This window comes from Candidatus Mycolicibacterium alkanivorans (assembly GCF_022760805.1).
In the GTDB taxonomy this organism is placed as follows: Bacteria; Actinomycetota; Actinomycetes; order Mycobacteriales; family Mycobacteriaceae; genus Mycobacterium; species Mycobacterium alkanivorans.
The window spans coordinates 2,041,418-2,066,641 of record NZ_JAIVFL010000001.1 but is presented as its reverse complement, the minus strand read 5'-3'; the positions used below and the strand labels follow the sequence as shown (position 1 = coordinate 2,066,641).

28 protein-coding genes and 2 pseudogenes are annotated in these 25,224 nt (G+C 67.0%); 9 read left to right on the top strand and 21 right to left on the bottom strand.

The window, feature by feature from the left end:
* Positions 1 to 56: 56 nt before the first annotated feature.
* The 7 genes and pseudogenes from K9U37_RS10340 to hrcA form a co-directional block, all read right to left on the bottom strand.
* A pseudogene (locus tag K9U37_RS10340) lies at positions 57 to 140 on the bottom strand (cytidine deaminase); the annotation flags it as partial.
* Positions 133 to 1,425: a hemolysin family protein gene (locus tag K9U37_RS10335; RefSeq protein ID WP_243071613.1), complete on the bottom strand. Its 1,293-nt coding sequence runs from the start codon at positions 1,423 to 1,425 to the stop codon at positions 133 to 135. The pseudogene K9U37_RS10340 and the gene K9U37_RS10335, both read right to left, overlap by 8 nt.
* Positions 1,422 to 1,958 (bottom strand): rRNA maturation RNase YbeY, encoded by a 537-nt coding sequence (gene ybeY / locus K9U37_RS10330; protein WP_243071612.1) that lies wholly within the window; start codon positions 1,956 to 1,958, stop codon positions 1,422 to 1,424. The genes K9U37_RS10335 and ybeY overlap by 4 nt, the downstream gene beginning before the upstream one ends.
* Positions 1,959 to 1,973: 15 nt before the next feature.
* A complete protein-coding gene (locus K9U37_RS10325) occupies positions 1,974 to 3,002 on the bottom strand; it encodes a PhoH family protein (RefSeq protein WP_243071611.1) in 1,029 nt (342 codons plus the stop codon).
* A gap of 85 nt (positions 3,003 to 3,087) precedes the next feature.
* Positions 3,088 to 3,849: a 16S rRNA (uracil(1498)-N(3))-methyltransferase gene (locus K9U37_RS10320; protein WP_243071610.1), complete on the bottom strand. Its 762-nt coding sequence runs from the start codon at positions 3,847 to 3,849 to the stop codon at positions 3,088 to 3,090.
* 5 nt (positions 3,850 to 3,854) lie between these two features.
* Complete coding sequence (gene dnaJ, locus K9U37_RS10315) at positions 3,855 to 4,997, bottom strand: molecular chaperone DnaJ (RefSeq protein WP_243071609.1); 1,143 nt, start codon at positions 4,995 to 4,997, stop codon at positions 3,855 to 3,857.
* A gap of 21 nt (positions 4,998 to 5,018) precedes the next feature.
* Complete coding sequence (gene hrcA / locus K9U37_RS10310; RefSeq protein WP_243071608.1) at positions 5,019 to 6,050, bottom strand: heat-inducible transcriptional repressor HrcA; 1,032 nt, start codon at positions 6,048 to 6,050, stop codon at positions 5,019 to 5,021.
* 182 nt (positions 6,051 to 6,232) lie between these two features.
* Between hrcA and K9U37_RS10305 the strand changes: the two genes are divergently transcribed.
* Both K9U37_RS10305 and K9U37_RS10300 read left to right on the top strand, forming a co-directional pair.
* On the top strand, positions 6,233 to 6,547 hold the full coding sequence (locus K9U37_RS10305; RefSeq protein ID WP_243071607.1) for a type II toxin-antitoxin system VapB family antitoxin: 315 nt from the start codon (positions 6,233 to 6,235) through the stop codon (positions 6,545 to 6,547).
* A gap of 270 nt (positions 6,548 to 6,817) precedes the next feature.
* Positions 6,818 to 7,279, top strand: coding sequence for a transposase (locus K9U37_RS10300; RefSeq protein WP_243071606.1), 462 nt, complete (start codon positions 6,818 to 6,820; stop codon positions 7,277 to 7,279).
* Positions 7,280 to 7,358: 79 nt separating this feature from the next.
* On the opposite strand, the gene K9U37_RS10295 is transcribed toward K9U37_RS10300, so the two are convergent.
* Both K9U37_RS10295 and K9U37_RS10290 read right to left on the bottom strand, forming a co-directional pair.
* Positions 7,359 to 7,811: a hypothetical protein gene (locus K9U37_RS10295; RefSeq protein ID WP_243071605.1), complete on the bottom strand. Its 453-nt coding sequence runs from the start codon at positions 7,809 to 7,811 to the stop codon at positions 7,359 to 7,361.
* Positions 7,812 to 8,158: 347 nt separating this feature from the next.
* Positions 8,159 to 8,872, bottom strand: coding sequence for a bestrophin-like domain (locus K9U37_RS10290; protein WP_243071604.1), 714 nt, complete (start codon positions 8,870 to 8,872; stop codon positions 8,159 to 8,161).
* A 416-nt stretch (positions 8,873 to 9,288) separates the two neighbouring features.
* Here K9U37_RS10290 and K9U37_RS20020 point away from each other — a divergent pair, with 416 nt between their 5' ends.
* Positions 9,289 to 9,450 (top strand): hypothetical protein, encoded by a 162-nt coding sequence (locus tag K9U37_RS20020; RefSeq protein ID WP_272888028.1) that lies wholly within the window; start codon positions 9,289 to 9,291, stop codon positions 9,448 to 9,450.
* A 291-nt stretch (positions 9,451 to 9,741) separates the two neighbouring features.
* Here K9U37_RS20020 and hemW read toward each other — a convergent pair whose 3' ends face one another.
* Positions 9,742 to 10,914, bottom strand: coding sequence for a radical SAM family heme chaperone HemW (gene hemW, locus K9U37_RS10280; protein WP_243071603.1), 1,173 nt, complete (start codon positions 10,912 to 10,914; stop codon positions 9,742 to 9,744).
* A gap of 83 nt (positions 10,915 to 10,997) precedes the next feature.
* Here hemW and K9U37_RS20480 point away from each other — a divergent pair, with 83 nt between their 5' ends.
* From K9U37_RS20480 to K9U37_RS10265, 4 genes are all read left to right on the top strand, one after another.
* Positions 10,998 to 11,099: an Ms4527A family Cys-rich leader peptide gene (locus K9U37_RS20480; protein ID WP_372489494.1), complete on the top strand. Its 102-nt coding sequence runs from the start codon at positions 10,998 to 11,000 to the stop codon at positions 11,097 to 11,099.
* Between the two features lie 117 nt (positions 11,100 to 11,216).
* Entirely contained in the window at positions 11,217 to 12,896 is a 1,680-nt protein-coding gene (locus K9U37_RS10275; RefSeq protein WP_243071602.1) for a nitrite/sulfite reductase, read from the top strand.
* Complete coding sequence (locus tag K9U37_RS10270; RefSeq protein WP_243071601.1) at positions 12,893 to 13,606, top strand: phosphoadenylyl-sulfate reductase; 714 nt, start codon at positions 12,893 to 12,895, stop codon at positions 13,604 to 13,606. The genes K9U37_RS10275 and K9U37_RS10270 overlap by 4 nt, the downstream gene beginning before the upstream one ends.
* Before the next feature lie 38 nt (positions 13,607 to 13,644).
* Entirely contained in the window at positions 13,645 to 14,343 is a 699-nt protein-coding gene (locus tag K9U37_RS10265; protein ID WP_243071600.1) for a sirohydrochlorin chelatase, read from the top strand.
* On the opposite strand, the gene K9U37_RS20680 is transcribed toward K9U37_RS10265, so the two are convergent.
* The 7 genes and pseudogenes from K9U37_RS20680 to K9U37_RS10240 form a co-directional block, all read right to left on the bottom strand.
* Complete coding sequence (locus K9U37_RS20680) at positions 14,340 to 14,669, bottom strand: TOBE-like domain-containing protein (protein ID WP_443627156.1); 330 nt, start codon at positions 14,667 to 14,669, stop codon at positions 14,340 to 14,342. The genes K9U37_RS10265 and K9U37_RS20680 overlap by 4 nt on opposite strands.
* Before the next feature lie 30 nt (positions 14,670 to 14,699).
* A pseudogene (locus K9U37_RS20675) lies at positions 14,700 to 15,362 on the bottom strand (sulfate/molybdate ABC transporter ATP-binding protein); the annotation flags it as partial.
* Positions 15,363 to 15,384: 22 nt separating this feature from the next.
* A complete protein-coding gene (cysW, locus tag K9U37_RS10255; protein WP_243071598.1) occupies positions 15,385 to 16,197 on the bottom strand; it encodes a sulfate ABC transporter permease subunit CysW in 813 nt (270 codons plus the stop codon).
* Complete coding sequence (cysT, locus tag K9U37_RS10250; RefSeq protein ID WP_243071597.1) at positions 16,194 to 17,075, bottom strand: sulfate ABC transporter permease subunit CysT; 882 nt, start codon at positions 17,073 to 17,075, stop codon at positions 16,194 to 16,196. The genes cysW and cysT overlap by 4 nt, the downstream gene beginning before the upstream one ends.
* Positions 17,072 to 18,112, bottom strand: a complete 1,041-nt coding sequence (locus tag K9U37_RS10245) for a sulfate ABC transporter substrate-binding protein (RefSeq protein WP_243071596.1) — start codon at positions 18,110 to 18,112, stop codon at positions 17,072 to 17,074. Before K9U37_RS10245 ends, cysT begins: the two co-directional genes overlap by 4 nt.
* Positions 18,113 to 18,230: 118 nt before the next feature.
* A complete protein-coding gene (locus K9U37_RS20475) occupies positions 18,231 to 18,323 on the bottom strand; it encodes an Ms4533A family Cys-rich leader peptide (protein ID WP_353612230.1) in 93 nt (30 codons plus the stop codon).
* A gap of 130 nt (positions 18,324 to 18,453) precedes the next feature.
* Entirely contained in the window at positions 18,454 to 18,645 is a 192-nt protein-coding gene (locus tag K9U37_RS10240; RefSeq protein WP_243071595.1) for a hypothetical protein, read from the bottom strand.
* 109 nt (positions 18,646 to 18,754) lie between these two features.
* On the opposite strand from K9U37_RS10240, the gene K9U37_RS10235 reads away from it, so the two are divergent.
* Positions 18,755 to 20,773 carry a glycoside hydrolase family 15 protein gene (locus K9U37_RS10235; RefSeq protein WP_243071594.1) on the top strand — a complete coding sequence of 673 codons (2,019 nt, stop codon included), beginning with the start codon at positions 18,755 to 18,757 and terminating at the stop codon, positions 20,771 to 20,773.
* 152 nt (positions 20,774 to 20,925) lie between these two features.
* Complete coding sequence (locus tag K9U37_RS10230; protein WP_243071593.1) at positions 20,926 to 21,192, top strand: ANTAR domain-containing protein; 267 nt, start codon at positions 20,926 to 20,928, stop codon at positions 21,190 to 21,192.
* On the opposite strand, the gene K9U37_RS10225 is transcribed toward K9U37_RS10230, so the two are convergent.
* From K9U37_RS10225 to K9U37_RS10210, 4 genes are read right to left on the bottom strand one after another with little or no spacing between them, the layout of a single operon-like run.
* On the bottom strand, positions 21,189 to 22,424 hold the full coding sequence (locus K9U37_RS10225; RefSeq protein WP_243071592.1) for an acyl-CoA dehydrogenase family protein: 1,236 nt from the start codon (positions 22,422 to 22,424) through the stop codon (positions 21,189 to 21,191). The two genes, K9U37_RS10230 and K9U37_RS10225, sit on opposite strands and share 4 nt — an antisense overlap.
* Positions 22,421 to 23,410 (bottom strand): GNAT family N-acetyltransferase, encoded by a 990-nt coding sequence (locus tag K9U37_RS10220; protein ID WP_243071591.1) that lies wholly within the window; start codon positions 23,408 to 23,410, stop codon positions 22,421 to 22,423. Before K9U37_RS10220 ends, K9U37_RS10225 begins: the two co-directional genes overlap by 4 nt.
* Positions 23,407 to 23,568, bottom strand: coding sequence for a hypothetical protein (locus K9U37_RS10215; protein ID WP_243071590.1), 162 nt, complete (start codon positions 23,566 to 23,568; stop codon positions 23,407 to 23,409). The genes K9U37_RS10220 and K9U37_RS10215 overlap by 4 nt, the downstream gene beginning before the upstream one ends.
* On the bottom strand, positions 23,565 to 25,118 hold the full coding sequence (locus K9U37_RS10210) for an APC family permease (RefSeq protein WP_243071589.1): 1,554 nt from the start codon (positions 25,116 to 25,118) through the stop codon (positions 23,565 to 23,567). Before K9U37_RS10210 ends, K9U37_RS10215 begins: the two co-directional genes overlap by 4 nt.
* Positions 25,119 to 25,224 lie beyond the last annotated feature (106 nt).

The following is a 25,224-nucleotide window of genomic DNA, read 5'->3' as shown; positions in this document are numbered from 1 at the left end:
GGATTTCGGCCGGATTACCGCCCTGGAAGCACTCTCGATGCTCATTGCGGTGTCCCCGCGCCCTCGGCCGCTTCGGCTCGGCCCATCGCGCCGCGCGCGAGCCCCACGAGCTCGGCGTCTTCGGCGTCGAGATCACTCATCGATCTCCCCGTCCTCCAATTCGGTCCGGCTGACCAGAACGGTTTCGATCCGGACCCGGCCTCGGTGGTCGCGGCCGCCTTCGGCGCGCAGCCGCAGCCCGTGCGAGACCACCTCGGCACCGGGCAACGGGACCCGGCCCAGTTCCAGGGCCACCAGACCACCGACAGTGTCCACGTCGAGGTCGTCTTCGAACTCGACGTCGTACAGCTCGCCGACGTCCTCAATCGGAAGGCGGGCCGACACGCGGAACTTGTTGTCGCCCAACTCCTCGACCGGCGCCACCTCGTCGGTGTCGTATTCGTCGGCGATCTCGCCGACGATCTCCTCGAGGACGTCCTCGATGGTCACCAGACCGGCGATGGCGCCGTATTCGTCGACGAGCAGTGCCATGTGGTTGCGGTCGCGCTGCATCTCGCGCAACAGGTCGTCCAGCGCCTTGGAGTCCGGCACGAACACCGCGGGGCGCATGACCTCGGCCACCGAGGTGTCCTGCCCGCTGTTGGTGGAGTAGTAGGTGCGCTGCACAAGGTCTTTGAGGTAGACGACGCCGACGATGTCATCGACGTTCTCCCCGACCACCGGGATGCGGGAGTGCCCGCTGCGGACCGCCAACGAGGTCGCCTGGCCGGCCGTCTTGTCCGACTCGATCCACACCATCTCGGTGCGCGGCACCATCACCTCGCGGGCCGGGGTGTCGCCGAGTTCGAAAACCGACTGGATCATCCGGCGCTCATCGTCGGCGACCACGCCGCGCTGCTGGGCCAGGTCGACGACTTCGCGCAATTCGATCTCGGAGGCGAACGGCCCATTGCGGAACCCACGACCCGGCGTCAGCGCGTTGCCGAGCAGGATCAGCAACCGGCTGATCGGGGTCAGCAGGACCGAAATCGCTTGCAACGGAACGGCAGACGCCAGCGCGATGCTGTAGGCATGCTGGCGCCCCAGCGTGCGCGGGCCGACCCCCATCGCCACGAAGCTGGCCACGGTCATGATCGCCGCGGCCGCCACCAGGCCCCATTTCAAGCCGAGATCGTCCCACAGGAAGGCGACCAGCAGCACGGTGGCCGCGGCTTCACACGCGATACGCAGCAGCACAACGAGATTGATGTAGCGCGGCCGTTCGGCCATGATCCGGGCCAGGCGCAGCGCACCGGGGCGTTCGTCGCGTACCAGTTCCTCGACCCGCGCCACCGAGACCGTGCTGATAGCGGCGTCGATGGCAGCGAACAGGCCACCCAGAGCGATCAGCGCGATCGCGCCGAGCAGCGGAGAGATTCCGGTCACGGTTCGTCGAAATACCGCGACTTGTCGAGCAGTCGCTGGTCCTTCTCGTTCTGGCGGTCCTGGTGATAGCCCTCGACCTGGTCGGCGACCCACTCCTCGAGCAGCCGACGCTGGAGGGCGAACATTTCCTTTTCTTCGTCCGGCTCGGCGTGGTCGTAGCCGAGCAGGTGCAGCACGCCGTGCACGGTCAGCAGTGCCAGCTCCTGGCCCAGGGTGTGCCCGGCGGCCCGCGCCTGCGCGGCGGCGAACTCCGGGCACAGCACGATATCGCCGAGCATGGCGGGCCCGGGTTCGGGCGCATCGGGCCGGCCGCCGGGTTCGAGCTCGTCCATCGGGAAGCTCATCACGTCGGTGGGCCCGGGCAGGTCCATCCAGCGCATGTGCAGGTCGGCCATCGAGTTGGTGTCGAGCAACACCATCGACAGTTCGGCGGCCGGGTTGACGTCCATCTTGCGGATGACGAACCGGGCGACGCTGATCAGTTCCTCTTCGGAAACGTCGAGGCCGGATTCGTTGGATACCTCGATGCTCATGTCCTCTGCCGCCGCCTAACGCCGTGGCGAGCGCCGCTGCGCCCGGTTCATCAGGGCCGGCTGCTCGGCTTTGGCGTAGGCGTCGACGATCTCGGACACCAGCCGGTGGCGCACCACATCGGCACTGGTGAGCTGCGCGAAGTGGATGTCGTCGATGCCGTCAAGGATGTCCATCGCTGCGCGCAGACCCGATCTGGCCCCGCCAGGCAGGTCGACCTGCGTAATATCGCCTGTCACAACGATTTTCGAGCCGAACCCAAGCCGGGTGAGGAACATCTTCATCTGCTCGGCGGTGGTGTTCTGCGCCTCGTCGAGAATGATGAACGCATCATTGAGGGTCCTTCCCCGCATGTACCCCAGCGGCGCAACCTCGATCACACCCGCCGCCATGAGTTTCGGGATGGCCTCGTGATCCATCATGTCGTGCAGCGCGTCGTAGAGCGGGCGCAGGTACGGGTCGATCTTCTCGCTGAGCGTGCCGGGCAGAAAGCCAAGTCGCTCACCAGCTTCCACCGCCGGACGGGTCAGGATGATCCGGGTGACCTGCTTGGTCTGCAGCGCGCTGACTGCCTTGGCCATCGCCAGGTAGGTCTTGCCGGTGCCGGCCGGGCCGATGCCGAACACAATGGTGTTGGCGTCGATCGCGTCGACATAGCGCTTCTGGTTGAGCGTCTTGGGCCGGATCGTCTTGCCGCGCCGCGACAGGATGTCCAGGGTCAGCACTTCGGCCGGGGACTCGTTTTCGGCGCCGGACACCATGGCCACACTGCGGCGCACCGCATCCGGGGTGAGGGTCTGCCCGCCGGCGACGATCGCGATCAGCTCGGAGACCACCCGCTCGGCCAGCGCCACCTCGGCGGCATCGCCCGACATCGACACCGAGTTGCCGCGCACGTGCACGTCAGCTGCCAGGCTGCTTTCGAGTGCACGCAGGTTCTCGTCAGCGGAACCAAGCAGGCCCACGACGAGGTCGGGCGGAACAGTCGTGCTGCTGCGCACGGGCGAGCCAGCAGTCGTCTCGCGGGGCGTCACGTGGTCTTTCAAGCCTGCTTTCTGGGTTTCCGGGTCGCTGTCTCGAATTCCCAGTTTACCGCCCGGTACGACACTGCCGACGGCGAACTTCCCGGGCTCACTCGGCCGGCTCCGCGGTCCACCGCGGGGTGAGCACACCGAGCGCGCCGAGTGCCACCGCCGCGGCCGTCGACGTCCGCAACACCGTCGGGCCCAGCCGCACCGCTGCGGCACCCGCAGCTACCAGGGCGGCGATCTCCCCGTCGTTGAGTCCGCCTTCGGGTCCGACGATCAGCGTGATCGAAGCCGCACGCGCCACCTGCATTTCCGCCATCGGCCGCTCGGCCGATTCATGTAACGCCAGGACCGCGCCTCCGGCTTTCACCTGCTCGGCGACCAGACCGGCCAGCGAGTCCGTCGTCACCGGACCGTTGACCTCGGGGATGTAGGGCCGCCGCGATTGCCGGGCAGCCGACCTGGCCACCGCGCGCCAGCGTCGCAATCCCTTCTCCGCGCGGTCGCCCTCCCAGCGCGCCACGCAGCGGGCCGCCTGCCAGGCGATGAAGTCGTCCGCCCCCGCCTCGGTGGCCAGTTCGATCGCCAGCTCGGAGCGTTCCGACTTGGGGATGGCCTGGACGACCGTCACCGACGGCACCAGCCGCGGCGCCGTCCAACGCTGCACGACCAGGGCCGACAATTCCCGCTTACCCGCCTCGGCCACCTCGCAGCGCGCCATTGCGCCAGCACCGTCGGAGAGCACCAGCCATTCCCCCGGCCGGATGCGACGCACCGTGGCGGCGTGGAAACCTTCGTCACCTTCGACGACGGCGGACTGGCCGACCGCCGGAATGGTGTCGGTGTAGAACAGCGTGTCGGCCAAGGTTGTCAGCGACCGCTGAAGGTCTCCCGCAGCCGGCTGAACAGCCCGCCGCCGGAGTTGGCTGTCTGGGCGTGCGTGGACCGGACCTGGGCTTCCTCGTGGCTGTGGGTCTTGAGCTCGGCGAGCAGTTCCTGGGTGCGGGCATCGAGCTTGGTCGGGATGCTGACCTCGATGTGGGCGTGCAGGTCGCCGCGAACACCGCTGCGCAGGTGCGGCATACCGTGCCCGCGCAACGTGGTCACCGAGCCGGGCTGGGTGCCCGGCGGGATGGTGATCTCGGTAAGGCCGTCCAGGATCGCGTCGACGGTGACTGTGGCGCCCAGAGCGGCATCGGCCATCGGCACCGACACGGTGCAATGCAGGTCGTCGCCGTCGCGCACGAAGATGTCGTGCGGCTGCTCGTGAACCTCGACGTAGACGTCGCCGGCGGGGCCGCCGCCGGGGCCCACCTCGCCTTGAGCGGCCAGACGCACCCGCATCCCGTCGCCGACACCGGCCGGGATCTTGACGCTGATGTCGCGGCGGGCACGCACCCGACCGTCGCCGCCGCAGCGGTGACACGGGTCGGGGATGACCTCGCCCACCCCTCGGCACGTCGGGCACGGCCGCGACGTCATCACCTGGCCGAGCAGCGAACGCTGAACGCTCTGCACCTCGCCACGGCCGCCGCAGATGTTGCAGGTGACGGGAGTGGAGTTGCCGTGGGTGCCCTTGCCCTGGCAGATGTCGCACAGCACGGCGGTGTCGACGGTGACCTGCTTGGTCACCCCTGTCGCACACTCGGACAGGTCCAGCCGCATCCGCAACAGCGAATCCGATCCGGGCCGCACGCGGCCGACCGGGCCGCGGGATCCCGTGCCGCCGCCGAAGAAAGCCTCGAACACATCGCCCAGACCGCCGAACCCGGCGAAGCCGTTGGCCGCGGCGGCGTTCTCCAGCGGGTCGCCACCCAGGTCGACGACGCGCCGCTTCTCCGGATCGGAGAGCACCTCATAGGCGGCGCTGATCTCCTTGAACTTGTGCTGGGCTTCCTCGTCGGGGTTGACGTCGGGATGCAGCTCACGGGCCAGCTTCCGATAGGCGCGCTTGATCTCCTGATCACTGGCGCCCTTGCTCACCCCGAGCAGGCCGTAATAATCGCGTGCCACGCTTGACCTTTCCTACCGGATCTACCGGTTGCCTAGGACTTCGCCGATGTACATCGCAACCGCCGCGACGTTGGCGATAGTTCCCGGATAGTCCATCCGGGTGGGTCCCAACACACCCATGCCGCCGAAGACGGTGCCCAACCTGCCGTAGGTAGTGGTCACCACCGACGTGCCGACCATCTGCTCGGCCTCGGTCTCGTGACCGATACGCACCGTGACCTTACCCGCCTCCTGCTGGGCGGCCAGCAGGCGAAGCACCACCACCTGCTCCTCGAGCGCCTCGAGGATGGAACGCAGCGACCCGCCGAAGTCTGCGGTGTTGCGGGTCAGATTGGCGGTGCCACCCATCAGCAGCCGCTCCTCGTTGTGCTCCACCAACGACTCCAGCAGCACAGTCGCGGAGCGGCCGACGGCGTCACCGAGCCCGCCGGAGCCGTCGAGCCGGGCGGCCAGGTCGGCCACCGCGGCCGAGGCCGCCGCGAGTCGCTTGCCCTCCAGCGCCTGACCGAGCAGCTCGCGCAGCTGGGAGAGCTGATGGTCGTCGATGGTGTCGCCGAGTTCGACGATGCGCTGGTCGACGCGGCCGGAGTCGGTGATGACCACCATCAGCAGCCGGGCCGGGGTCAGCGCGACGACCTCGAGGTGGCGCACCGTGGACGTGGACATCGTCGGGTACTGGACGATTGCGACCTGCCGGGTGAGCTGAGCCAGCAGCTTCACGGCGCGGCGCAGCACGTCGTCGAGGTCGACGCCGGACTCCAGGAACCGCAGGATCGCGCGGCGTTCCGAAGAGGACAGCGGTTTGACGTCGTCGATCCTGTCGACGAACTCTCGATAGCCCTTCTCGGTGGGCACCCGACCCGAGCTCGTGTGCGGTTGGGCGATGTAGCCCTCGGCTTCCAGCACCGCCATATCGTTGCGCACGGTGGCGCTGGAGACCCCGAGGTTGTGGCGCTCGACAAGAGCCTTGGAGCCGATCGGCTCCTTGGTCGCGACGAAGTCGGCGACGATGGCACGGAGCACCTCATAGCGACGGTCGTCGGCACTTCCCATCTGGTACACCTCCAAGTCGTCTCCATTTTACGGCCATCAGCAGCACAATTAGCACCCATGCCCGGCGAGTGCCACCGGCTCCGCACCGAACTTCGCCCATCAGTGGCATTCCGCCCACCTGGGACTAGCCTTGCTCGAATGGCGATGCCAGGTCGGACGGCCGGGCCCGGAAGGACACCCCGATGATCTTCAAGGGCGTGCGCGAAGGAAAGCCGTACCCCGAACACGGGCTCACCTACCGGGACTGGTCGCAGATCCCGCCGCGCCAGATCCGCCTCGACGAGTTGGTCACCACCACGACCGTGTTGGCGCTGGACCGATTGCTGTCGGAGGACTCGACCTTCTACGGCGACCTGTTTCCCCATGCGGTCAAGTGGCATGGCGTGGTCTATCTCGAGGACGGACTGCACAGAGCGGTTCGGGCGGCACTGCGTAACCGCACGGTGTTGCATGCGCGGGTGTTCGACATGGACGCCGGTCCCGAGGCGTCCTACTAGCTCGCTGGGTGGCGCCGGGGCGCGCCGGGCCCTCTCCGACCGCCAGACTCGTTCAGCGGAGGCGACTGTTGCGATCTGTCGACCTGGGCGATGGCCTAACCGGGGTACCGTCGAGTAATTGGAGGTACCATCTACCTTGAGTTTCGCAGTTTGACACCTGTGATTTCTGGGGCTGTTGTGGCGTTGTCCGGCGTGTCGCCGTGATCCGGTGGCAAGCATGACGAAGCATCGGCGGTTGTGAAAAGTCAACCCCGAGATGGAGTTCCGCCGATGCTTCCGGGCCTGACCCTACCCGCATCGTGGCGTTCGCTGTTGGACCTGTTTCGGCCCGCGTTTCGCCGCGGATCGACGTTCGCGTTGTTCACGCTGCTGGCTACCGGGCTGGCGGCGCGGACCACCCGGCGCACGGTGGTGGGGATGCTCGCCGGAGCGGGCATGGCTGCGGCGGTGTCGTTCCACTCGGCGTGCCGGTTCTTCTCCCACCACGCCTGGGACGTCGACCCGATCGGGCTGGTGCTGGCCCGGCTGATCGTGGATCGGCTGCTGCCCGATGGGGCACCGATCACGGTGGTCGTCGACGACACCCTATTCCGCCGCTGGGGGCCCAAGGTGCACGCCGCGTACTGGACCCACGACGGCTCCGCCCAGGACCCCAACGCGCTGGGCCGCGGCAACCGGTGGGTGATCGTCGGCATCGTCCTCACGCTGCGGTTCTGTACCCGCCCGGTGTAGCGTCAGGACCGTTCGATCGACGGCACCGTCGATCAATGCATCTCGACTCACGGCCACCTTCTGGACGCGCATTCCACTATCAGGTGCGGCGGGCCAGCCTCAGCCAGTAAGCGTGCATCACCGCGAAAATGAACGCTGTGCTGATGCCGAACAGCAGGACGCCGTTCACCGCCTCCAGCGCGCCCAGCATCTGCCATCGGGATGGCAACATCAGTCCCGGTATTTCGAAGGTGGTCATGACGCCAAGCGAATAGACCGATGCGTCCGTGAACGAGCCGAACGCGCCGAGCCAGCTATATGCCGAGGCCCAGAGCACGCCCTGCAGCCCATGCAGAGCGGCTAATATCAGCCCGACCGCCCCGATATGGCTGATCACGATCGGAATCGCCCGGCGGGGATCATGCTGGTGACTGTCGACTTCGACCCGAATCCTCGTTTCGAGACCGAACGCCATCATCACCACGGCGGTCGTCTGGATCACGATGGTCAACACAATGAGCGACAAGCCCAACGTCCAACTCGCCAGATCCACCTGTGCTCCCTTCAGCGGCTGCACCCATGGTTGCACTGTGTGACGCCGACGAAGGCGCAATCCGTATCGGGCGCCTGCTTGGTCTCGACGAGAACGCCGGCGAGCGGGGTATAGCGCCCTCGACACCCAGTCGGGCGCCAGCATGAGTGCGGGACAGCGCCCGTTCGGATGATCGCTACCCCTACCCGGTTCGGCGGGCGTGGCCGTCTGCCGGTGTACAGCTGCGTGACGTTCGATGTGGACCGTTGCCGCAGAATGCGACCACCGAATTCGACACGCCGCGCCGCCCTTACGGCGATTCTGTCGCGCATGCTGAACACCGCTGGGTTCGCGTCCGGAAGCCCCGATCATGTCCCACGGTCGATGGCGTCGAAAACGCTCAGGGAGTGCTCAAACGGTGCGGAAGTGACGCCCAGTTGGTTCCCGAACGGGTGGTCGAGCCAGTAGACGATGAACAGCAGCAGACCGAGCAGGACGGCGACCGCGCTCAACAGAGCCAGGTGACCACGTGTGCTCTCCAGGCGCATGAAACCGCCGAGCCCCACGACGACGACACCGCCGAAGAGCAGACCGGTCCACAGCAACCCCGGTATTCGAGGTTGGCCATCCAGGATTCGCTGGTTGCGATCCGACGCCAGAACGGTCAGCTGGCCGAGAAACTCCTGACCGATCGGGCTCGCCGCGACGCTGGATTGCGCACCGCCGAGCACCCGGTACATATCAGTGAGCGCGGCGCGCGCGGTGTGGGTGGTACCGGCATCGTCTTGCTGATGCCATTCGGGGCCCTCAACCGCCGTCGCGTATTTGCGGACCAAATCGCGCATCTGGGTCTGCTCCGGCAGGGGCATGCCGACGGTCTGCCGGTACATCGTTGTCAACGTGGACGCCTCGTTCGCGACGTTCGCCTCGGCGGAGGAGAACTGCTCCCAGGCCACGACGATGGTGAATCCCAAAAGAGCGCCGTAAACCAGCCCGACACAGGTCAAAAACGGCGACAGCGCTGCATTGTGCCCCGTCGGAATCGGCCTGCAATCCCGAAGTTGCCCATGGCGCACCTCCACAGGTAGGGCGTCAGCCGCCCGCACCGGGCACCTGCCCATGCAGTATGTCGCGCCCTCGCCTCAATAGCGACCGCACGCGCTGGGGTCATCAACCGGCCCCGACCGATGTCGCGTCGCAGACCATCAGATAGGACCTTAACGGACGAGGCGAGCGCCGCTGGCGAAGCCCGCCACGGGGCGGCGAGCCTCCTTGAGCCGCGAGCACAACTGCGCACGCGATCCCGCTCAGAAGGAATCCAAGCAGAACAACCAGTGCTCGCGCCCACTAGTTCCTTGAGGTCCGGACCCTTCGGGCCAAACTCCCGCCGTGCGTCGACCGCCCTGACAGGATGACGCGATGTCCATACCATCCGGGCCGTCTTCTCGGGGCCACTTTGCGTCCGTTAACGACACCGCGAGCGGCGGCGGTTGCCGGAGTGCTGTTCGCCGCGCTGTTCGGGACGGTGGTGTTCCTGATCCGCCACAACATGCCCGAGGAGTTTGGAGACTCGACGGGCTGGCTGACCACGCAGCACAGTGGCATCGCCACCGCGACGGTGCTGATGCCGTTCGCCGGGTACTGGTGGTCAGCGGCTTGATACTGGCCCGCCGAGGACTCTTCGACCAATTGCGGGCCGGCCACCACTGAATGGTTCGGGCCGCAGCGCCGGACCAGCGTCCATCGCCGCCGATGTGGGGTAGGCGATCGCGTTCCGGGCACTCGACAGCGGCGCGCTGATATTGATACAGCGATCGGATGTACATCGCCGAGGCGGCCACCGCTCACACCGAAATTGGCGACATCATGGCCGCTGAGCGGCCTCCTCTGAACCGGACCTCAACAGAGAATCCACTTGCTGAGTGCGGCGATAGCTCTGGGTGGTCTTAAGCTAGTCGAGGACGTCACGCACGACAGCGTCGGCTAGCAGCCGGCCGCGGCCGGTGAGCACCAGTCGATCGCCGTTGTGTGTCAAAAGACCCGCGGTCACCGCGTCGGTGGCACGCCGTTGCTCGGTCTCGCTCAGCGCGCCCACCGGCAGGCCCTCGCGTAACCGAATCTGCAACAGCACGTCTTCGACGTGGCGATCGTGGTCGTCGAGGCGTTCGAAATCGGCGACCGGGGCTCGACCCTGGCCCAGCTGTTCGGCATAAGCCAAGGGGCGCTTGACATTCCACCACCGGGTGTCGCCGACGAAACCGTGCGCACCCGGTCCCGCGCCCCACCACTGGCCGCCGTTCCAGTACCCGAGGTTGTGCCGGCACTCCGCGCCCGGGCGGCTCCAGTTGGAGACCTCGTACCAGCTCAGTCCGGCAGCCGAGAGCCACCCGTCGAGCAGTTCGTAGCGGTGGGCCAGCACGTCGTCGTCAGGGCGGGCGATCTCCCCCCGGCTGACTCGACGGGCCAGCGCGGTGCCGTCCTCGACGACCAACGCGTAGGCCGAAACATGGTCGACCCCGGCGGACAGGGCGGCGTCGACCGAATGTCGCAGATCGTCGTCGCTCTCCCCCGGCGTGCCGTAGATCAGATCGATGTTGAGGTGCTCGAAGCCCGCCGCCAGGGCTTCCTGCGCCGCCTGCAGCGCCCGTCCCGGTGAATGGGTCCGGTCAAGTACGGCCAGCACCCGCTCCGCCACCGACTGCATGCCGAGCGACACCCGGGTGTAGCCCGCCCGGCGGATCTGCTCGAAGAACGGCGCCGACGTCGACTCGGGGTTGGCCTCGGTGGTGACCTCGGCGTCGGGCCCCAGCACGAAATTGTCCCGGACTGCGTCGAGCACGGAGGCCAGACCAGCACCGCCCAGCAGCGAGGGCGTACCGCCGCCGACGAAGACGGTGTCGACTGTCACATCGCTGACCACACACGCAGCCATCGCGAGTTCGGCGCGCACTGCGGCCAACCAGCCCTGAGGTGTGGCCCCGCCCAACTCACCGGCGGTGTAGGTGTTGAAGTCGCAGTATCCGCAGCGTGTCGCGCAAAACGGCACGTGAACGTAGATCCCGAACGCCGTGCCCGGGGTACGGCGCACGGCGGGAAACCCAGCCGTCGTTGCGCCGATACCCACACCGCCAGTATCCCAGCCCGAGTTTTACTCATCGCGATCACAAATCTGGCCCGAGTTCAGCCATCGAGCGGGTTCGTGGCAGAATGGCCCGCATGTCCGCCCCCCACACTCTGCGCAGCGTTGCGCTGGTGGCTCGGCGGCATGTTGATTTCAAGCGCGTCTGTACGTGTTGTTGTCTGGCCTGACGCCGTAGACCCGCCCACCTGCACTTCAGCTGGCCGCCGGATCTGCGCCGCCGGAACAGCTCACCGGTGGTTTTGCGCAATTCGAACGCCAGCTCCTTGGTATGAGGAGCATCTTCAATGACCCAGCCGACCAAGACGGCCAGGCCACCCAAGACTCGCGACGAGGGCCAGTGGGCCCTGGGTAGCCGCGAGCCGCTGAACGCCAACGAGCAGTTCAAGAAGGACGATGACGCGCTCAACGTCCGCGCCCGCATCGAGGAGGTCTACTCCAAGCAGGGCTTCGACAGCATCGACAAGCAGGACCTGCGCGGCCGGATGCGCTGGATGGGCCTGTACACCCAGCGCGAGCAGGGCTACGACGGCACCTGGACCGGCGACGAGAACGCCGACATCCTCGAGGCCAAGTACTTCATGATGCGGGTGCGTTGTGACGGTGGAGCCCTCACGGCCGCGGGGCTGCGCACCCTCGGCGAGATTTCCACCGAGTTCGCCCGCGACACCGCCGACATCAGCGACCGCGAGAACGTGCAATACCACTGGATCCGCATCGAGGACGTCCCGCAGATCTGGGCGAAGCTGGCCGGCGTCGGGCTGCAGACCACCGAGGCCTGCGGCGACTGCCCCCGCGTCGTGCTCGGTTCGCCGTTGGCCGGCGAATCGCTCGACGAGGTGCTCGACCCGACGTGGGCGATCGACGAGATCGTCCGCCGCTGGGTCGGCGACCCGACGTTCTCCAACCTGCCCCGTAAGTACAAGACCGCTATCTCGGGTCTGCAGGACGTTGCGCACGAGATCAACGACATCGCGTTCATCGGCGTCAACCATCCCGAGCACGGACCGGGTCTGGACCTGTGGGTCGGCGGCGGACTGTCAACCAACCCGATGCTCGCCCAGCGTCTCGGCGCATGGGTTCCGCTCGACGAGGTGCCTGAGGTGTGGGAGGCCGTGACGTCGTTGTTCCGCGACTACGGCTACCGCAGGCTGCGGTCCAAGGCACGGCTGAAGTTCCTCGTCAAGGACTGGGGTACGGAGAAATTCCGCGACGTTCTCGAAACGGAATACCTGGGCCGCAAGCTGATCGACGGGCCCGCACCGGAGCAGCTGAAGCACCCGGTCGACCACATCGGCGTGCAACGGCAGAAGAACGGCCTGAACGCGGTGGGCGTCGCGCCGATCGCCGGTCGCGTTACGGGCACGATCCTGACCAAGGTCGCCGACCTCGCCGAGGCTGCGGGCTCGGACCGGATCCGTCTCACGCCGTACCAGAAACTGGTCATCCTCGACGTCGCCGACGACAAGTTGGACGCGCTGCGCGAAGGACTGGACACGCTCGGCCTGCCCTCGGCACCGTCGCAGTGGCGCAAGAATCTGATGGCCTGCAGCGGTATCGAATACTGCAAGTTGTCGTTCGCCGAGACCCGCAACCGGGCTCAGGTACTCGTACCAGAGCTGGAGACGCGGCTCAAAGACCTCAACTCGCAACTCGACGTTCCGGTCACCGTCCACATCAACGGCTGCCCGAACTCGTGCGCCCGCATCCAGATTGCCGACATCGGGTTCAAGGGCCAGATGGTCGACGACGGCGAAGGTAATTCGGTCGAGGGTTTCCAGGTCCACCTCGGTGGAAGCCTCGGGCTGGACAGCGGCTTCGGCCGGAAGCTGCGCCAGCACAAGGTGACCAGTGCCGAGCTCGGAGACTACATCGAGCGAGTGGTGCGCAACTTCGTGAAACAAAGGCAAGAGGGCGAGCGTTTCGCCCAGTGGGCCGTGCGCGCTCAGGAAGAAGATTTGCGATGAGTTTCGGGGTGGGCGAAGTGACCGAAGCTGACCTGCGGACGCTGGCACAACGCGGTGCCGCCGAGCTGGGCGGCGCCGATGCTCGCGACCTGTTGGCGTGGACCGACCAGCATTTCGGCGGCCATTACGTGGTGGCGTCGAACATGCAGGACGCGGTGCTGGTCGACATGGCGGCCAAGGTGCGACCGGGTGTCGACGTGCTGTTCCTCGACACCGGGTACCACTTCGCCGAGACCATCGGCACCCGTGACGCCATCGAAGCTGTCTATGACGTCAATGTCGTCAACGTCACTCCCGAGCACAGCGTCTCCGAGCAGGACCGCCTGCTGGGCAAGGACCTGTTCGCTCGCGAACCCGACGAATGCTGCCGGCTGCGCAAGGTCACCCCGTTACGCAAAGCGCTGCAAGGGTATTCGGCGTGGGTGACCGGCATCCGCCGGGTCGAAGCACCGACCCGGGCCAACGCCCCGCTGATCTCCTTTGACGAGGCCTTCGGCCTGGTGAAGATCAACCCGCTGGCCGCGTGGACCGACGAGGACATGCAGGCCTACGTCGAGGCCAACGGCGTGCTGGTGAATCCGCTTGTGGACGAGGGCTATCCGTCGATCGGGTGCGCGCCCTGCACCGCCAAGCCGGTCGATGGCGCCGACCCGCGCAGCGGCCGCTGGTCGGGCACCGGCAAGGTCGAGTGCGGACTGCACAACTCGTGATTGTGTCTCCTCCCTGCTCGCTTCGCTCCTGCCCGCCGATGATCCTGACCGCGCACGGCAGCGTCGATCCCCGCTCTGCCGCGGTCACACACGCCGTCGCCGAGCAGGTCAGGGTGCAGCGGTCAGGCTTGGACGTGCGGGTTGCGTTCTGTGAGAAGAACTCTCCGAACCTTGCCGACGTCCTGCGGACGCTACTCGGACCGGCAGTCGTGACACCGCTGCTGTTGGCCAGCGCCTACCACGCCCGGGTCGACATCCCCGCGATGATCGACGAGGCCGGCGCTGACGTGCTCGAGGCCGACACCCTGGGTGAGGACCCGCGTCTGGTTCAGATCATGCGGGAACGCCTCGCCGAGAAGGGTGCCGACGAGCATGACCCGGAATTGGGCGTCCTCGTAGTGGCGGTCGGTTCCTCCCGCGCAGCGGCCAACGCGCGCGCCGCGACGCTGGTGGCAACCCTTGCCGAGGGCACGCGGTGGGCTGGCGTCCAGGTGGCCTATGCCACCGGGCCTCAACGGTCCGTCATCAACGGTATCGAACTGCTTCGGCAGGGCGGCGCGGGCCGGATCGTGCTGGCGCCGTGGTTCATCGCGCCGGGACGCATCACCGACCGGGTGTCCAAGATTGCTTGCAGCGCAGACATTCCGATGGCCGAACCGCTCGGATCCCATCCCCTGATGGCGCAGGCGGTGCTCGACCGGTTCGACCGGGCTGTGGCGCAGCGCGCCGCGGCCTAGCTGGCAGCGACCTGCACTTCGCCGGCGATCGGCGGTACGCGGGTGGCCCGCACGTACACGGAGTCGCCCTCTTTGAGGCCGAGTGCCTCGGCGTCGCCGCGGGTGATCTGCGCGATGAACGGAGCACCGTTGGTGGCGTTGGTCAGTTCGACGCGCACCTCAAAACCGAGATAGACCACCCGGTCGATGGTGGCGCGCACGACACCGGTCGACTCTGCCGTGCCGTCGCCGACGGCGACCGCCATCTCCGGGTTGCGTCCGACCCGAATATCGTGTGGGCGCACCAGGATTCCGTTGAGTGATGACACCGTGCCGAGGAACGACATCACGAATGCGTTGGCCGGCCTGTCGTAGACGTCGGCAGGCGAGCCGACCTGCTCGACCCGTCCCTTGTTGAGAACGGCGATCCGGTCGGCGACGTCGAGCGCCTCGGCCTGGTCGTGGGTGACCAACACCGTCGTCACGTGGACTTCGTCATGCAGGCGGCGCAACCATGCCCGAAGGTCCTCGCGGACCTTGGCGTCCAGCGCGCCGAAGGGTTCGTCGAGCAACAGCACCTCGGGGTCCACTGCCAGCGCGCGGGCCAGGGCCATGCGTTGCCGTTGACCGCCGGAAAGCTGGTTGGGGTACCGGGTTTGGAATCCGGCCAGCCCGACCACCTCGAGCAGGTTGTCGACCTTCTCCTTGATCTCTGACTTCGGCTTCTTGCGGATCTTCAGGCCGAAAGCGACGTTGTCGCGCACGGTCAGATGCTTGAAGGCGGCGTAGTGCTGGAACACGAAGCCGATGCCCCGCCGCTGCGGCGGCACGTTGGTGACGTCGCGGCCGTTGATGGTGATGGCGCCGGTGTCGGGCTGGTCGAGGCCGGCGATGGCGCGCAGCAACGTGGACTTGCCCGAACCGCTGGGCCCCAGCAGGGCGGTCAACGACCCGGCGGGTACCACGAAATCCACGTTGTCGAGGGCGGCGAACACGCCGTAGCGCTTGTTGGCGCCCGTGACGGTGATGGCATTGGTCATGAGAGTCGTTCTCCTAGTTCGATTACTCGCTCGCCTCGGCGCGCCGGGCGTCCAGGATCACCTGGACGACCAGCACCAGCACTGCGACCGCCATCAGCAACGTCGAGACGGCGTAGGCGCCGTACTCGGCGCCGCGGCTGTAGCGGTCGGAGACCAGCAAGGTCAGCGTCTGTGATGTGCCGGGCAGGTTGGACGACACCATGATCACCGCGCCGTACTCGCCGAGGGTGCGAGCGACGGTGAGCACGATGCCGTAGGTCAGGCCCCACCGGATCGACGGCAGGGTGATCCGCCAAAACGTCTGCCACCAACTCGATCCCAGGGTCGCGGCCGCCTGTTCCTGATCGGTACCGAGTTCGTGCAGAACCGGCTCGACCTCGCGGATGACGAACGGGACCGTGACGAAAATGCTGGCCAGCACGATGCCGGGGAACCCGAAGATGATCTTGAAGCCGAGGTTGTTCTCGACGAACCCGAACACCCCGGCGCTGCCCCACAACAGAATCAGCGCCACACCGACGACCACCGGCGACACCGCGAACGGCAGGTCAACGACCGCCTGCAACGCAGACTTCCCGCGGAACTTGTTGCGCGCCAACACGAGCGCGGTCGGCACCCCGAAGATCACGTTGAGCGGCACCACTATCGCGACGACAAGCAGCGAGAGCTGCAGTGCCGACAACGCGGCCGGCGTGGTGATGGAATCGACGAACGCGCCGAAGCCGGGAGTGAAGGTGCGCCACAAGATCAGGCTGACCGGCACGAGCACCAACACCAGGACGTAGGCCAGCGCGGCATAGCGGGTGAGGTAGCGCACCAGCGGAGACGGGATCACGACGCCAGTTCCTCCCGTTTGGCCGCGCGCGAGCCGATGGCCCGCAACACCAGCAGCACGATGAACGAGAGCACCAGCAGCACAATGGAAATCGCCGCCGCGCCGGTCCGGTCGTCATTTTCGATCAACGTCCGGATCCACTGTGAGGACACCTCGGTCTCCCCCGGCACCGCACCGCCGATGAGCACCACCGAGCCGAACTCGCCGATCGCGCGGGAGAATGCCAGCCCAGCACCGGACAACAGCGAGGGCAGCAGCGCGGGCAGCACAACCTTGGTGAAGATGACAAAGTTGGTCGCCCCCAGCGAGGCCGCGGCCTCCTCGACGTCACGGTCGAGTTCGAGTAGCACCGGCTGCACGGAGCGCACCACGAAGGGCAGCGTGACGAACAAGAGTGCAACGCCGACACCCCATTTGGTGTGCTGCAGATGCAGATCGATCGGACTGTTGGGACCGTAGAGCGCCAGCATGACAAGGCTCGCCACGATGGTGGGCAGCGCGAACGGCAAGTCGATCACGGCATCGACCAACCGCTTGCCCGGGAAGTCGTCGCGAGTGAGCACCCAGGCGACCAGCAGCCCGAACACCGCGTTCACCAGCGTGACGCCGATCGAGATCGTCAGCGTCACCCGGAACGACTCGATCGCGGCGTTCGAGGTGATCGCCAGCCAGAAGGCGTGCCACCCGCCCTTGGCCGACTGCCACACGATCGCGGCCAGTGGCAGCAGGACGATGACGCTCAACCAGATCGACGCGGCGCCAACCCGCAGGCTGGTGGTGCCGTGACGGCGAGCCGGGAAGCGGGACGGCCCGCCCGAGTCACCACCGGTGAGCTCGGGCCGGACCGCCTGCAGATTCGGCTCGATGGCTGCCGTCATCCGGTTGCCTGCTTGTAGATCTTTGCGATGGAGCCATTCTCCTTGTCGAACAGCGCCGGATCCACCGTGCTCCACCCGCCGAGGTCGGCGATCGTCCACAACTTCTGCGCCGGTGCCGGGAAGTCGGCGGCGAAGTCGGCGGCCACCGCGGGGTCGACCGGCCGGAAGCCGGCCTGCGCCCAGATCTTCTGGCCTTCGGGCGTGAACAGGAAGTTCTTCAGCGCGGTCGCCTTGTCGAGGTGCGGGCTGGTGGTCACCACGGCCACCGGGTTCTCGATCTTGAAGGTCTGCGACGGGATGATGTGCTCGACCGGCTTGCCCTGCCGCTCGACGTTGATCGCCTCGTCCTCGTAGCTCAACAGCACATCACCGGTGCCCTGCAGGAACACGTCGGTGGCTTCCCGGCCCGAGCCGGGGCGAGTCTTGACGTGCTCGCTGACCAGCTTGCTGACGAAGTCCAGGCCGGCTTGCGCGTCCTGGCCGCCGATGCTCTTGGCGGCGTACGGCGCGAGCAGATTCCACTTGGCCGAACCCGAGCTCAGCGGGCTAGGGGTGACCACCTCGACGCCGGGCTGCAGCAGGTCGTCCCAGTCCTTGATGTTCTTGGGGTTGCCCTTGCGGACGACGATGGTGACGACCGAGCCGAAGGGGATGCCCTTGGTGGCGTCCTTGTTCCAATCGGCGGCAACCTTGTTGGCCTTCACCAGACGGGTGACGTCGGGCTCGACAGAGAAGTTGACGATGTCGGCCGGCTTGCCGTCCACCACCGCGCGCGACTGGTCCCCCGACGCGCCGTAGGACGTCGTCACCTCCACACCCTTGCCCTCGGGCGTGGCCACGAACGCCGGAATGATCTTGCTCCAGCCGGGTTCGGGAACGGCATAGGCCACCAGCGTCAGCGTGGTGTCTGCCTTGGCGCCACCACCCCCGCCGGCGACGTCGCTGGAGCCGCCGCCGCAGGCGGCCAGCACCGTCGCAGTAGCGGCGAGTGCTGCGGCCGCGCGCCACCGGCTATGGGGCGAGGGGATTGTGCGCATCGGGGGCCTTTCTCATTTGCGGGTGGGGGGATTTGCACCCGCCGCAACGGAATGGCGATTCTTCGACAGCACTATGGCATGACAATCGCCGACACCAGACCGTGGACGGGCAGTGGTATCAGCGACAACAAGCGACATCAGCAACGGCGCAAGCACCGACGGCAATGAGTGCCAAGATATGGCCCTCGCCGTAACCGGTCGCCGATTGCATGGCGCAGAGCTTAACAGAGTTGTTGCGCCGGGCCACTCGGGGCGTCAGCGGTTGAGCAGCCACACCGCGAGGACCAGAATCAGCAGCGCCACCAGCGCCAACGTCACCCGGGAGCGGGGCATGCCGCTCATCACCGCGGCCCGTCGTTGCCACGAATCCAATGCAGACCGCGGATGCCGTTGCCGAGCACCACGTCCACCACCACCGCGATCCCGTAGGCGAGGGCCAGGACCACCGGCATCACGATGAGGGTCTGTAGCACGAATCCCAAACCGGACAGCCACAGCTCCACGCCGTCCCACCAACTCAGGAATGCCGTCACGCGACCAGCCTAGGCCCCGCCGCTGGGCCGTACGCCACCGCCGCGAACAGCCAAGTTACGGTTCTGCTCACAGGTAGACGCCCAGCCGCCCGCAGTCGATGATGTCCCAATGGTTCTGCATGCCCAGCCAACCGGCGGCGGGGACGCTGAGGCCGTGGCCACTGTCGCGTCACCCGCGCCCCTGTCCGTGACGGCCCCGGTGCCCTACGCCTCCAGTGCAGCGCTGCGCAACCCGTTCCCGCCGATCGCCGACTACGCGTTCCTGTCGGACTGCGAGAACACCTGCCTGATCTCCTCCGCCGGTGCGGTCGAGTGGCTGTGCGTGCCGCGGCCGGACTCCCCCAGCGTCTTCGGTGCGATCCTGGACCGCGGCGCCGGCCATTTCCGGCTCGGACCGTACGGGGTGTCGGTGCCCGCCGCACGCCGGTATCTGCCGGGCAGTCTGATCCTGGAGACCACCTGGCAGACCCACACCGGCTGGGTGATCGTGCGGGACGCCCTGGTGATGGGGCCCTGGCACGACATCGAAGCCCGATCGCGCACCCACCGGCGCACACCCATGGACTGGGATGCCCAGCACATCCTGCTGCGCACCGTGCGATGTGTGAGCGGCACGGTGGAGCTGGTGATGAATTGCGAACCGTCCTTCAACTATGCGCGGGTCAACGCCACCTGGGAGTACTCGGCCAACGGCTACGGCGAGGCCGTCGCCCGGGCCAGGAAGGATCCCGACGCCCATCCGACGCTGCGCCTGACCACCAATCTGCGCATCGGGCTCGAGGGCCGCGAGGCGCGGGCGCGTACCCGCCTCAAGGAGGGCGACAACGTCTTCGTTGCGCTGTCGTGGTCCAAGTATCCCTCGCCGCAGACCTACGCCGAAGCCGCCGACAAGATGTGGCAGACCAGCGAGGCCTGGCGGCAGTGGATCAACATCGGGGACTTCCCCGACCACCCGTGGCGCGCCTACCTGCAGCGCAGCGCGCTCACGCTCAAGGGGCTGACGTACTCGCCGACCGGCGCGCTGCTGGCGGCCAGCACCACTTCGCTGCCCGAAACTCCGCAGGGCGAACGCAACTGGGACTACCGCTACGCGTGGGTGCGCGACTCGACGTTCGCGTTGTGGGGCCTCTACACGCTGGGCCTGGACCGCGAGGCTGACGACTTCTTCTCGTTCATCGCCGACGTGTCGGGCGCCAACAACGGCGAACGGCATCCACTGCAGGTGATGTATGCCGTCGGCGGCGAACGTGAGCTGGTCGAAGAGGAGCTCAATCACCTTTCCGGCTACGACAACGCCCGCCCGGTGCGCATCGGCAACGGCGCCTACAACCAGCGCCAGCACGACATCTGGGGCACCATGCTCGACTCGGTGTACCTGCATGCCAAGTCCCGAGAGCAGATCTCCGATCAGCTGTGGCCGGTGCTCAAGGAACAGGTCGAAGAGGCCATCAAACACTGGAAGGAACCCGATCGCGGCATCTGGGAGGTGCGCGGCGAAGCGCAGCACTTCACCTCCTCGAAGGTGATGTGCTGGGTGGCGCTGGACCGCGGGTCCAAGCTGGCAGAGCTGGTCGGCGAGAAGAGCTACGCCCGGCAGTGGCGGGCGACCGCTGAGGAGATCAAGGCCGACGTCCTGGCCCACGGCGTGGACAAGCGCGGGGTACTGACGCAGCGCTACGGCGACGACGCCCTCGACGCCTCGCTGCTGTTGGTTCCGCTGGTGCGGTTCCTGCCGTCCGACGATCCGCGGGTGCGGGCTACGGTGCTGGCGATCGCCGACGAGCTCACCGAGGACGGCCTGGTTCTGCGCTACCGCGTCGAGGAGACCGACGACGGTCTGTCCGGCGAGGAGGGCACGTTCACGATCTGCTCGTTCTGGCTGGTGTCCGCACTGGTGGAGATCGGTGAGGTCAGTCGGGCGCGGCATCTGTGTGAGCGGCTGCTGTCCTTCGCCAGTCCGCTGCATCTGTATGCCGAGGAGCTCGAGCCGCGCACCGGCCGTCATCTGGGTAACTTCCCGCAGGCGTTCACCCATCTGGCGCTGATCAACGCCGTGGTGCACGTGATCCGCGCCGAGGAGGAGGCGGACGACACCGGGGTGTTCCAGCCGGCGCACGCGCCGATGTAAGCCGATGGCCTACATATAGGGGGTGATGGTGACGCTGTCGGTCCTGGCGCTGGCGGCGTTTGTCGCCCGGCGCCGGGTCGACTGACGTCCACCTCGGATCACGGTGTGTCGATCTCTTGTCCGACTCGCACCAGGCAGCGACGATGGCACCCATGAGCTACCGAAGGGTTGACACCTCACGACGAGTCATCGATCTCGCGACGGGCATTCTGGTCGGCCTGCGTGGTTGCTCGGAGCGCGACGCATTCGCCGAACTCGTAGCCGCCGTCCAGCGAACCGGAATCGGCGTGGGCAGTATCGCACGTGCCCTGGTCGCGATCGCCGGATCCTCCGACGACTCGGTGCCGTATCAGGCCGAGGCGTTCGACCTGTGGGCGGATCTGCTTGCGGCGCGGGCGGTCGGCGCGGCGGCGACCTAGTTGCCCTGTCCCCCGCGCCCGAGGGCGGCCAGGTCGGCGACCGGGTCGGTGCGGTTGATCAGCCAATCGCCCAGGATGCGGGCTTTGTACACCCGCGGGTTGTGCGAGGCCAGTGTTCGGGCATTGCGCCAGTGCCGATCGAGCCCGCGCCCCTCGGACACCCCGGACGCTCCGAGCGCGTCGAAGATTCGCGTGGTGGCGGACAGTGCGGCGGAGATGATCACCAGCTGCGCCTGGTCGACCGCCACCTCGGCGTCGATCAGGCGCCGGCGCGCGCCGGCCTCGTCGCCGGCGATGCGGCCGACAACAATGCGGTCCAGGCTTCTGCTGCTGCGGGCAAGAGCCGCCTCCGCGGCGAATACGTCGGCGGACACCTCGCCGATCACCTGCAGTAGTTGCGGATCGGCGGCCGGGACGGTGGTCAGTCCCTGCGGGTAGTTGCGGATCCGCTCGGCCAGCGCCGAGGAGCCGTCCCGCAGTGCGGCTTTGGTGATTCCGGTCAGCACCGACAGCATCGCGTTCTGGTAGAAGTGGCCCCGGTAGCTGAACCGCTCGGTGGCGGGGAACACGTCACCGCGATCGGCGCGGGCCCGCTTGTAGCGGGCCGTTCCGCTGGCGGTGGTGCGCTGGCCGAACCCGTCCCAGTCGTCGATCAGGGTGACTCCGGAGTCCTCGCTGCGGACCAGCGCGGTCAGCAGTTCACCGTCGTCGGCGCGTCCGAGCACATCGAGCCAGTCCGCGTAAAGGCTGCCCGTCGCATAGTATTTCGCGCCGCTGATGACCCAGTGGTCGTCCTCCTGGGTGATCGTGGTGGTCAGGCTGGCCAGCGGGACGTTGTTGGCCTCCGTCCATCCGCCGCCGACGAATTCGCCGCCCAGGAAGCGCTTGATCCAGGTGTCGTTGCTGTCGGTGACGGGCGCGTTGAGCCGGTCCTCGACGAAAGCCAGGTGGTTACGCCAGACGTGGGCGACGTTGGGGTCGGCCTCCGCTAGTTCGGCCAGCAGCACGAAGGTGTCTTCCAGCGACGCCCCGAACCCGCCGTGGATGGCGGGAATCCGGAGGGTGCCGAAGCCGGCATCGTTGAGCCAGCGCACCTGTTCGTAGGGGAAGATCCGCCCGCGCTCGCGTTCGGCATTGCCCTCCGCGACCTTGTCGATGACGGGCCGGAACGCCGACGACAATCCCTCATCGGAGGCGGTCGGCTCGGCGAGATAGGTTGTTGTTTGGCTCATTTCGAAATTCCTGAAGTGTCGATGCGATACGCGAATTGCTGCTCGACGGCGATGTATCCGAGCCGGCGGTACAGCAGGTGCGCCTTGCTGCCGTTGTTGATATCGGTGCCCAGCGATGCGACGGTCAACCCCCGCCGCAGTGCGGCCAGCCAGATCTTGCGCAACAGCAGTTCACCGATGCCGAGCCGGCGCAGGTCCGGTCGCACACCGATGTAATCGGTGTGCGCGCTGCGCTCTTCGGCGGGGGCCGCACCCGAGGTGAAGGTCGACCCGATCACATACCCGACCACTTCATCCGCCTCGTCGACGGCGGCATTGCTGAAGTCAGGTGTGAAAGCTCGGCTGTGGATGTGGTGCTCCCAGTCCTCGGGCGTCTTGGACATGTTCCCGAAGTGCTCCAGGAACGTGGCGTGCTGCAGGCGGCGAACCTGCTCACTGAGACCGCGGCTGATGACCTCCGACCACCCGATGACCGTCAGGCCCGGGATCTCCGCATGCTCCAGCGCTGCGGCGTCCTCGCCCTGCAGCGGCTTGCGGGTGCGGACGAACTCCGCTTCCTGCTGCGCCCCACGGCGTTTGAGCGCGTCGATTACCAACGGCTGGTTGCTGCCGATGAACACCCTCAGGAAAGCGCCGGGGATATCGGTCGCCTCCCGCTCGAATCGACGCACTGTTGTTGAGACGACGTCGTCGACGACGTCGGAGGGAACCTCGGGCTCGATCACGAATTCCCCGATGATCTCTGGTTCCGCACAGTGCGGATGGCGAACGGCGGCGTACCCGCGGACCCGTCCGTTCTCATCACGCAGCACGCTCGTCTGGAAGGCAGACGCCAACTGCTCGGCCACGTCGCGGGAGTCGGCCGCGAACTTGCGGCCACTGAGCCCGTGCGCGGTGGCGAGGAAGTCCGCGATCGGTGGATGGTCCGCAGCATTCACCGGAGCAACCGACCAGCTTCCGGTAATCGGAACGTCGAGCAGTGTCATCGGTCCCTCCGCGGGGCCGGCACCGAGATGCCCAGCAGCGTGCCCTCGTTGAGATACGTCAGCCCCAGATCGGCTCCTTGAGCCGCCGGTGGTGTGACGGCCCGCACGAGTCCGGACCGCAGCCTGGTCACGATCTGGTGCAGCCCACGGCCGCTCACGGCGCGACCGTCTGCTTGTCGCGGCGGCCCCGCGGGTCGTCGTCCCCCTCCGGTACCCGGGCCTCGCCGTTGTCGTGGCTGAGCACGTCGAGGATTCCCTCGTCGATCAGCCGCTGCTGTTCGGCTTCGGACAGCGTCTGAATGGTGCCCAGGCGGGCCGCCACCTCGGGCCGGGTCCGGCGCAGATACCAGTACCAGGCCAGGCCGGCGGCCAGCAGGCCGAAGAACACGAACGGCAGGATGTTGAACGGGAAGTCGGGCACCGGGTAGAAGTTGGAGAAGATCACGTAGCCGATGCCGAGGGCTGCTACCACCGACACCACGAGGCGAGTGGTGTTCAGCGCCTTGATCTTTCGCAGCCAGATCGGGGTGGCGACGACGACCAGCAGGTAGCTGACCAGAAATCCCCAGTTGGCCACGTACCCGCCATACACGTCGAACACCAGCCGGCCGACCGAGCTGAAGGTGGCCGTCACCGAGAACACGAATGCCAGCACACCCACGAACACGATTCCCGCCCAGGGTGTCTTGTGCCTGGGATGGACCCAGGTCAGGGCGGCGGGCAGAGCGCCCTCGTGGGCAAGGGTGAACAGCGAACGCGCAGCCGCGGTGTTGACCGCGGTGACGAAGACGATGAAGGCGACGGCAACCGTCGCACTCACCACGTGGTTGATCCACGACACCCCGGTGACATCGGCCAGCTGCGGCAGCACCGCCTTGTCACCGTCGATGTCACCGAAGTGCAGGATCTGCGGGTACGTGGCGAAGATGTAGAGCACACCGATCAACAGCACGACCCGCAGCAGCGAACGCGCTATGTTCTGGTGTGCATTTTTGGCCTCGGCACCCAGCGAGGCCACGCTCTCGAAGCCCGCGTAGGAACCGACGGCGGTGATCGCGGCGATGAACGTGGCGCTGGTCCCCAGATGCGCCGGATTGAACTGCTCGGTGTCGATACGCGAGCCGTAGCTCACGTACGAGGCGACGATGATCACCAGGATCGAGGCGATGGCGACGAGCTCAAACGCCAATTCGTACTTGGCCGCGATCGCGACGCCGCGGTAGGGCAAATACGTCGCGGCGCCAACCACCACGATCACCAGCAGCAGGCGAAACCAGGTGGATTCCGAGCCGAGCCCGATGGACTCCAGGAACGAGTCCAGATACAGCACCCCGCCGAGGGTTCCGGTAATCGCAAAGCCGATGTAGCCCAGCAGCAGGCTGAAGCCGGCCGCGTAGGCGAAGCCGGGCCCCAGGCCGTTGCCGGTGTAAGTGCCCAGCGAGCCGGATGACACCGTGCGCTTGGCCTGGAAGCTGATGGTGGTGGCGATCAGGATGGTCAGCGCCAGACCGACCAGCACCGCCCAGGACGCGCCCTCCCCTGCCGCGACGAACAACGAGTAGGGCACCGTGGCCACCGCCACGCTCGGCGCCGCGGCCGCGAGCCCCTGGGCGAAGACGCCCCACGGGCCCAACGCTTCTCGTTCCAGTCCAGTGGACTCGGCTGCTCTCAGCGAGCGGCCTCCGAGTCCGAGTTGAGATGTGGACATGATGCGCCTCCCGACCCCCGGCGTGCATCACCTGCGCCATGCATTCGCTTGGCACGCCGAGGGTTAACGTAGTGTTGATGTGACAGTTACGGTTCCGCAAACGTGT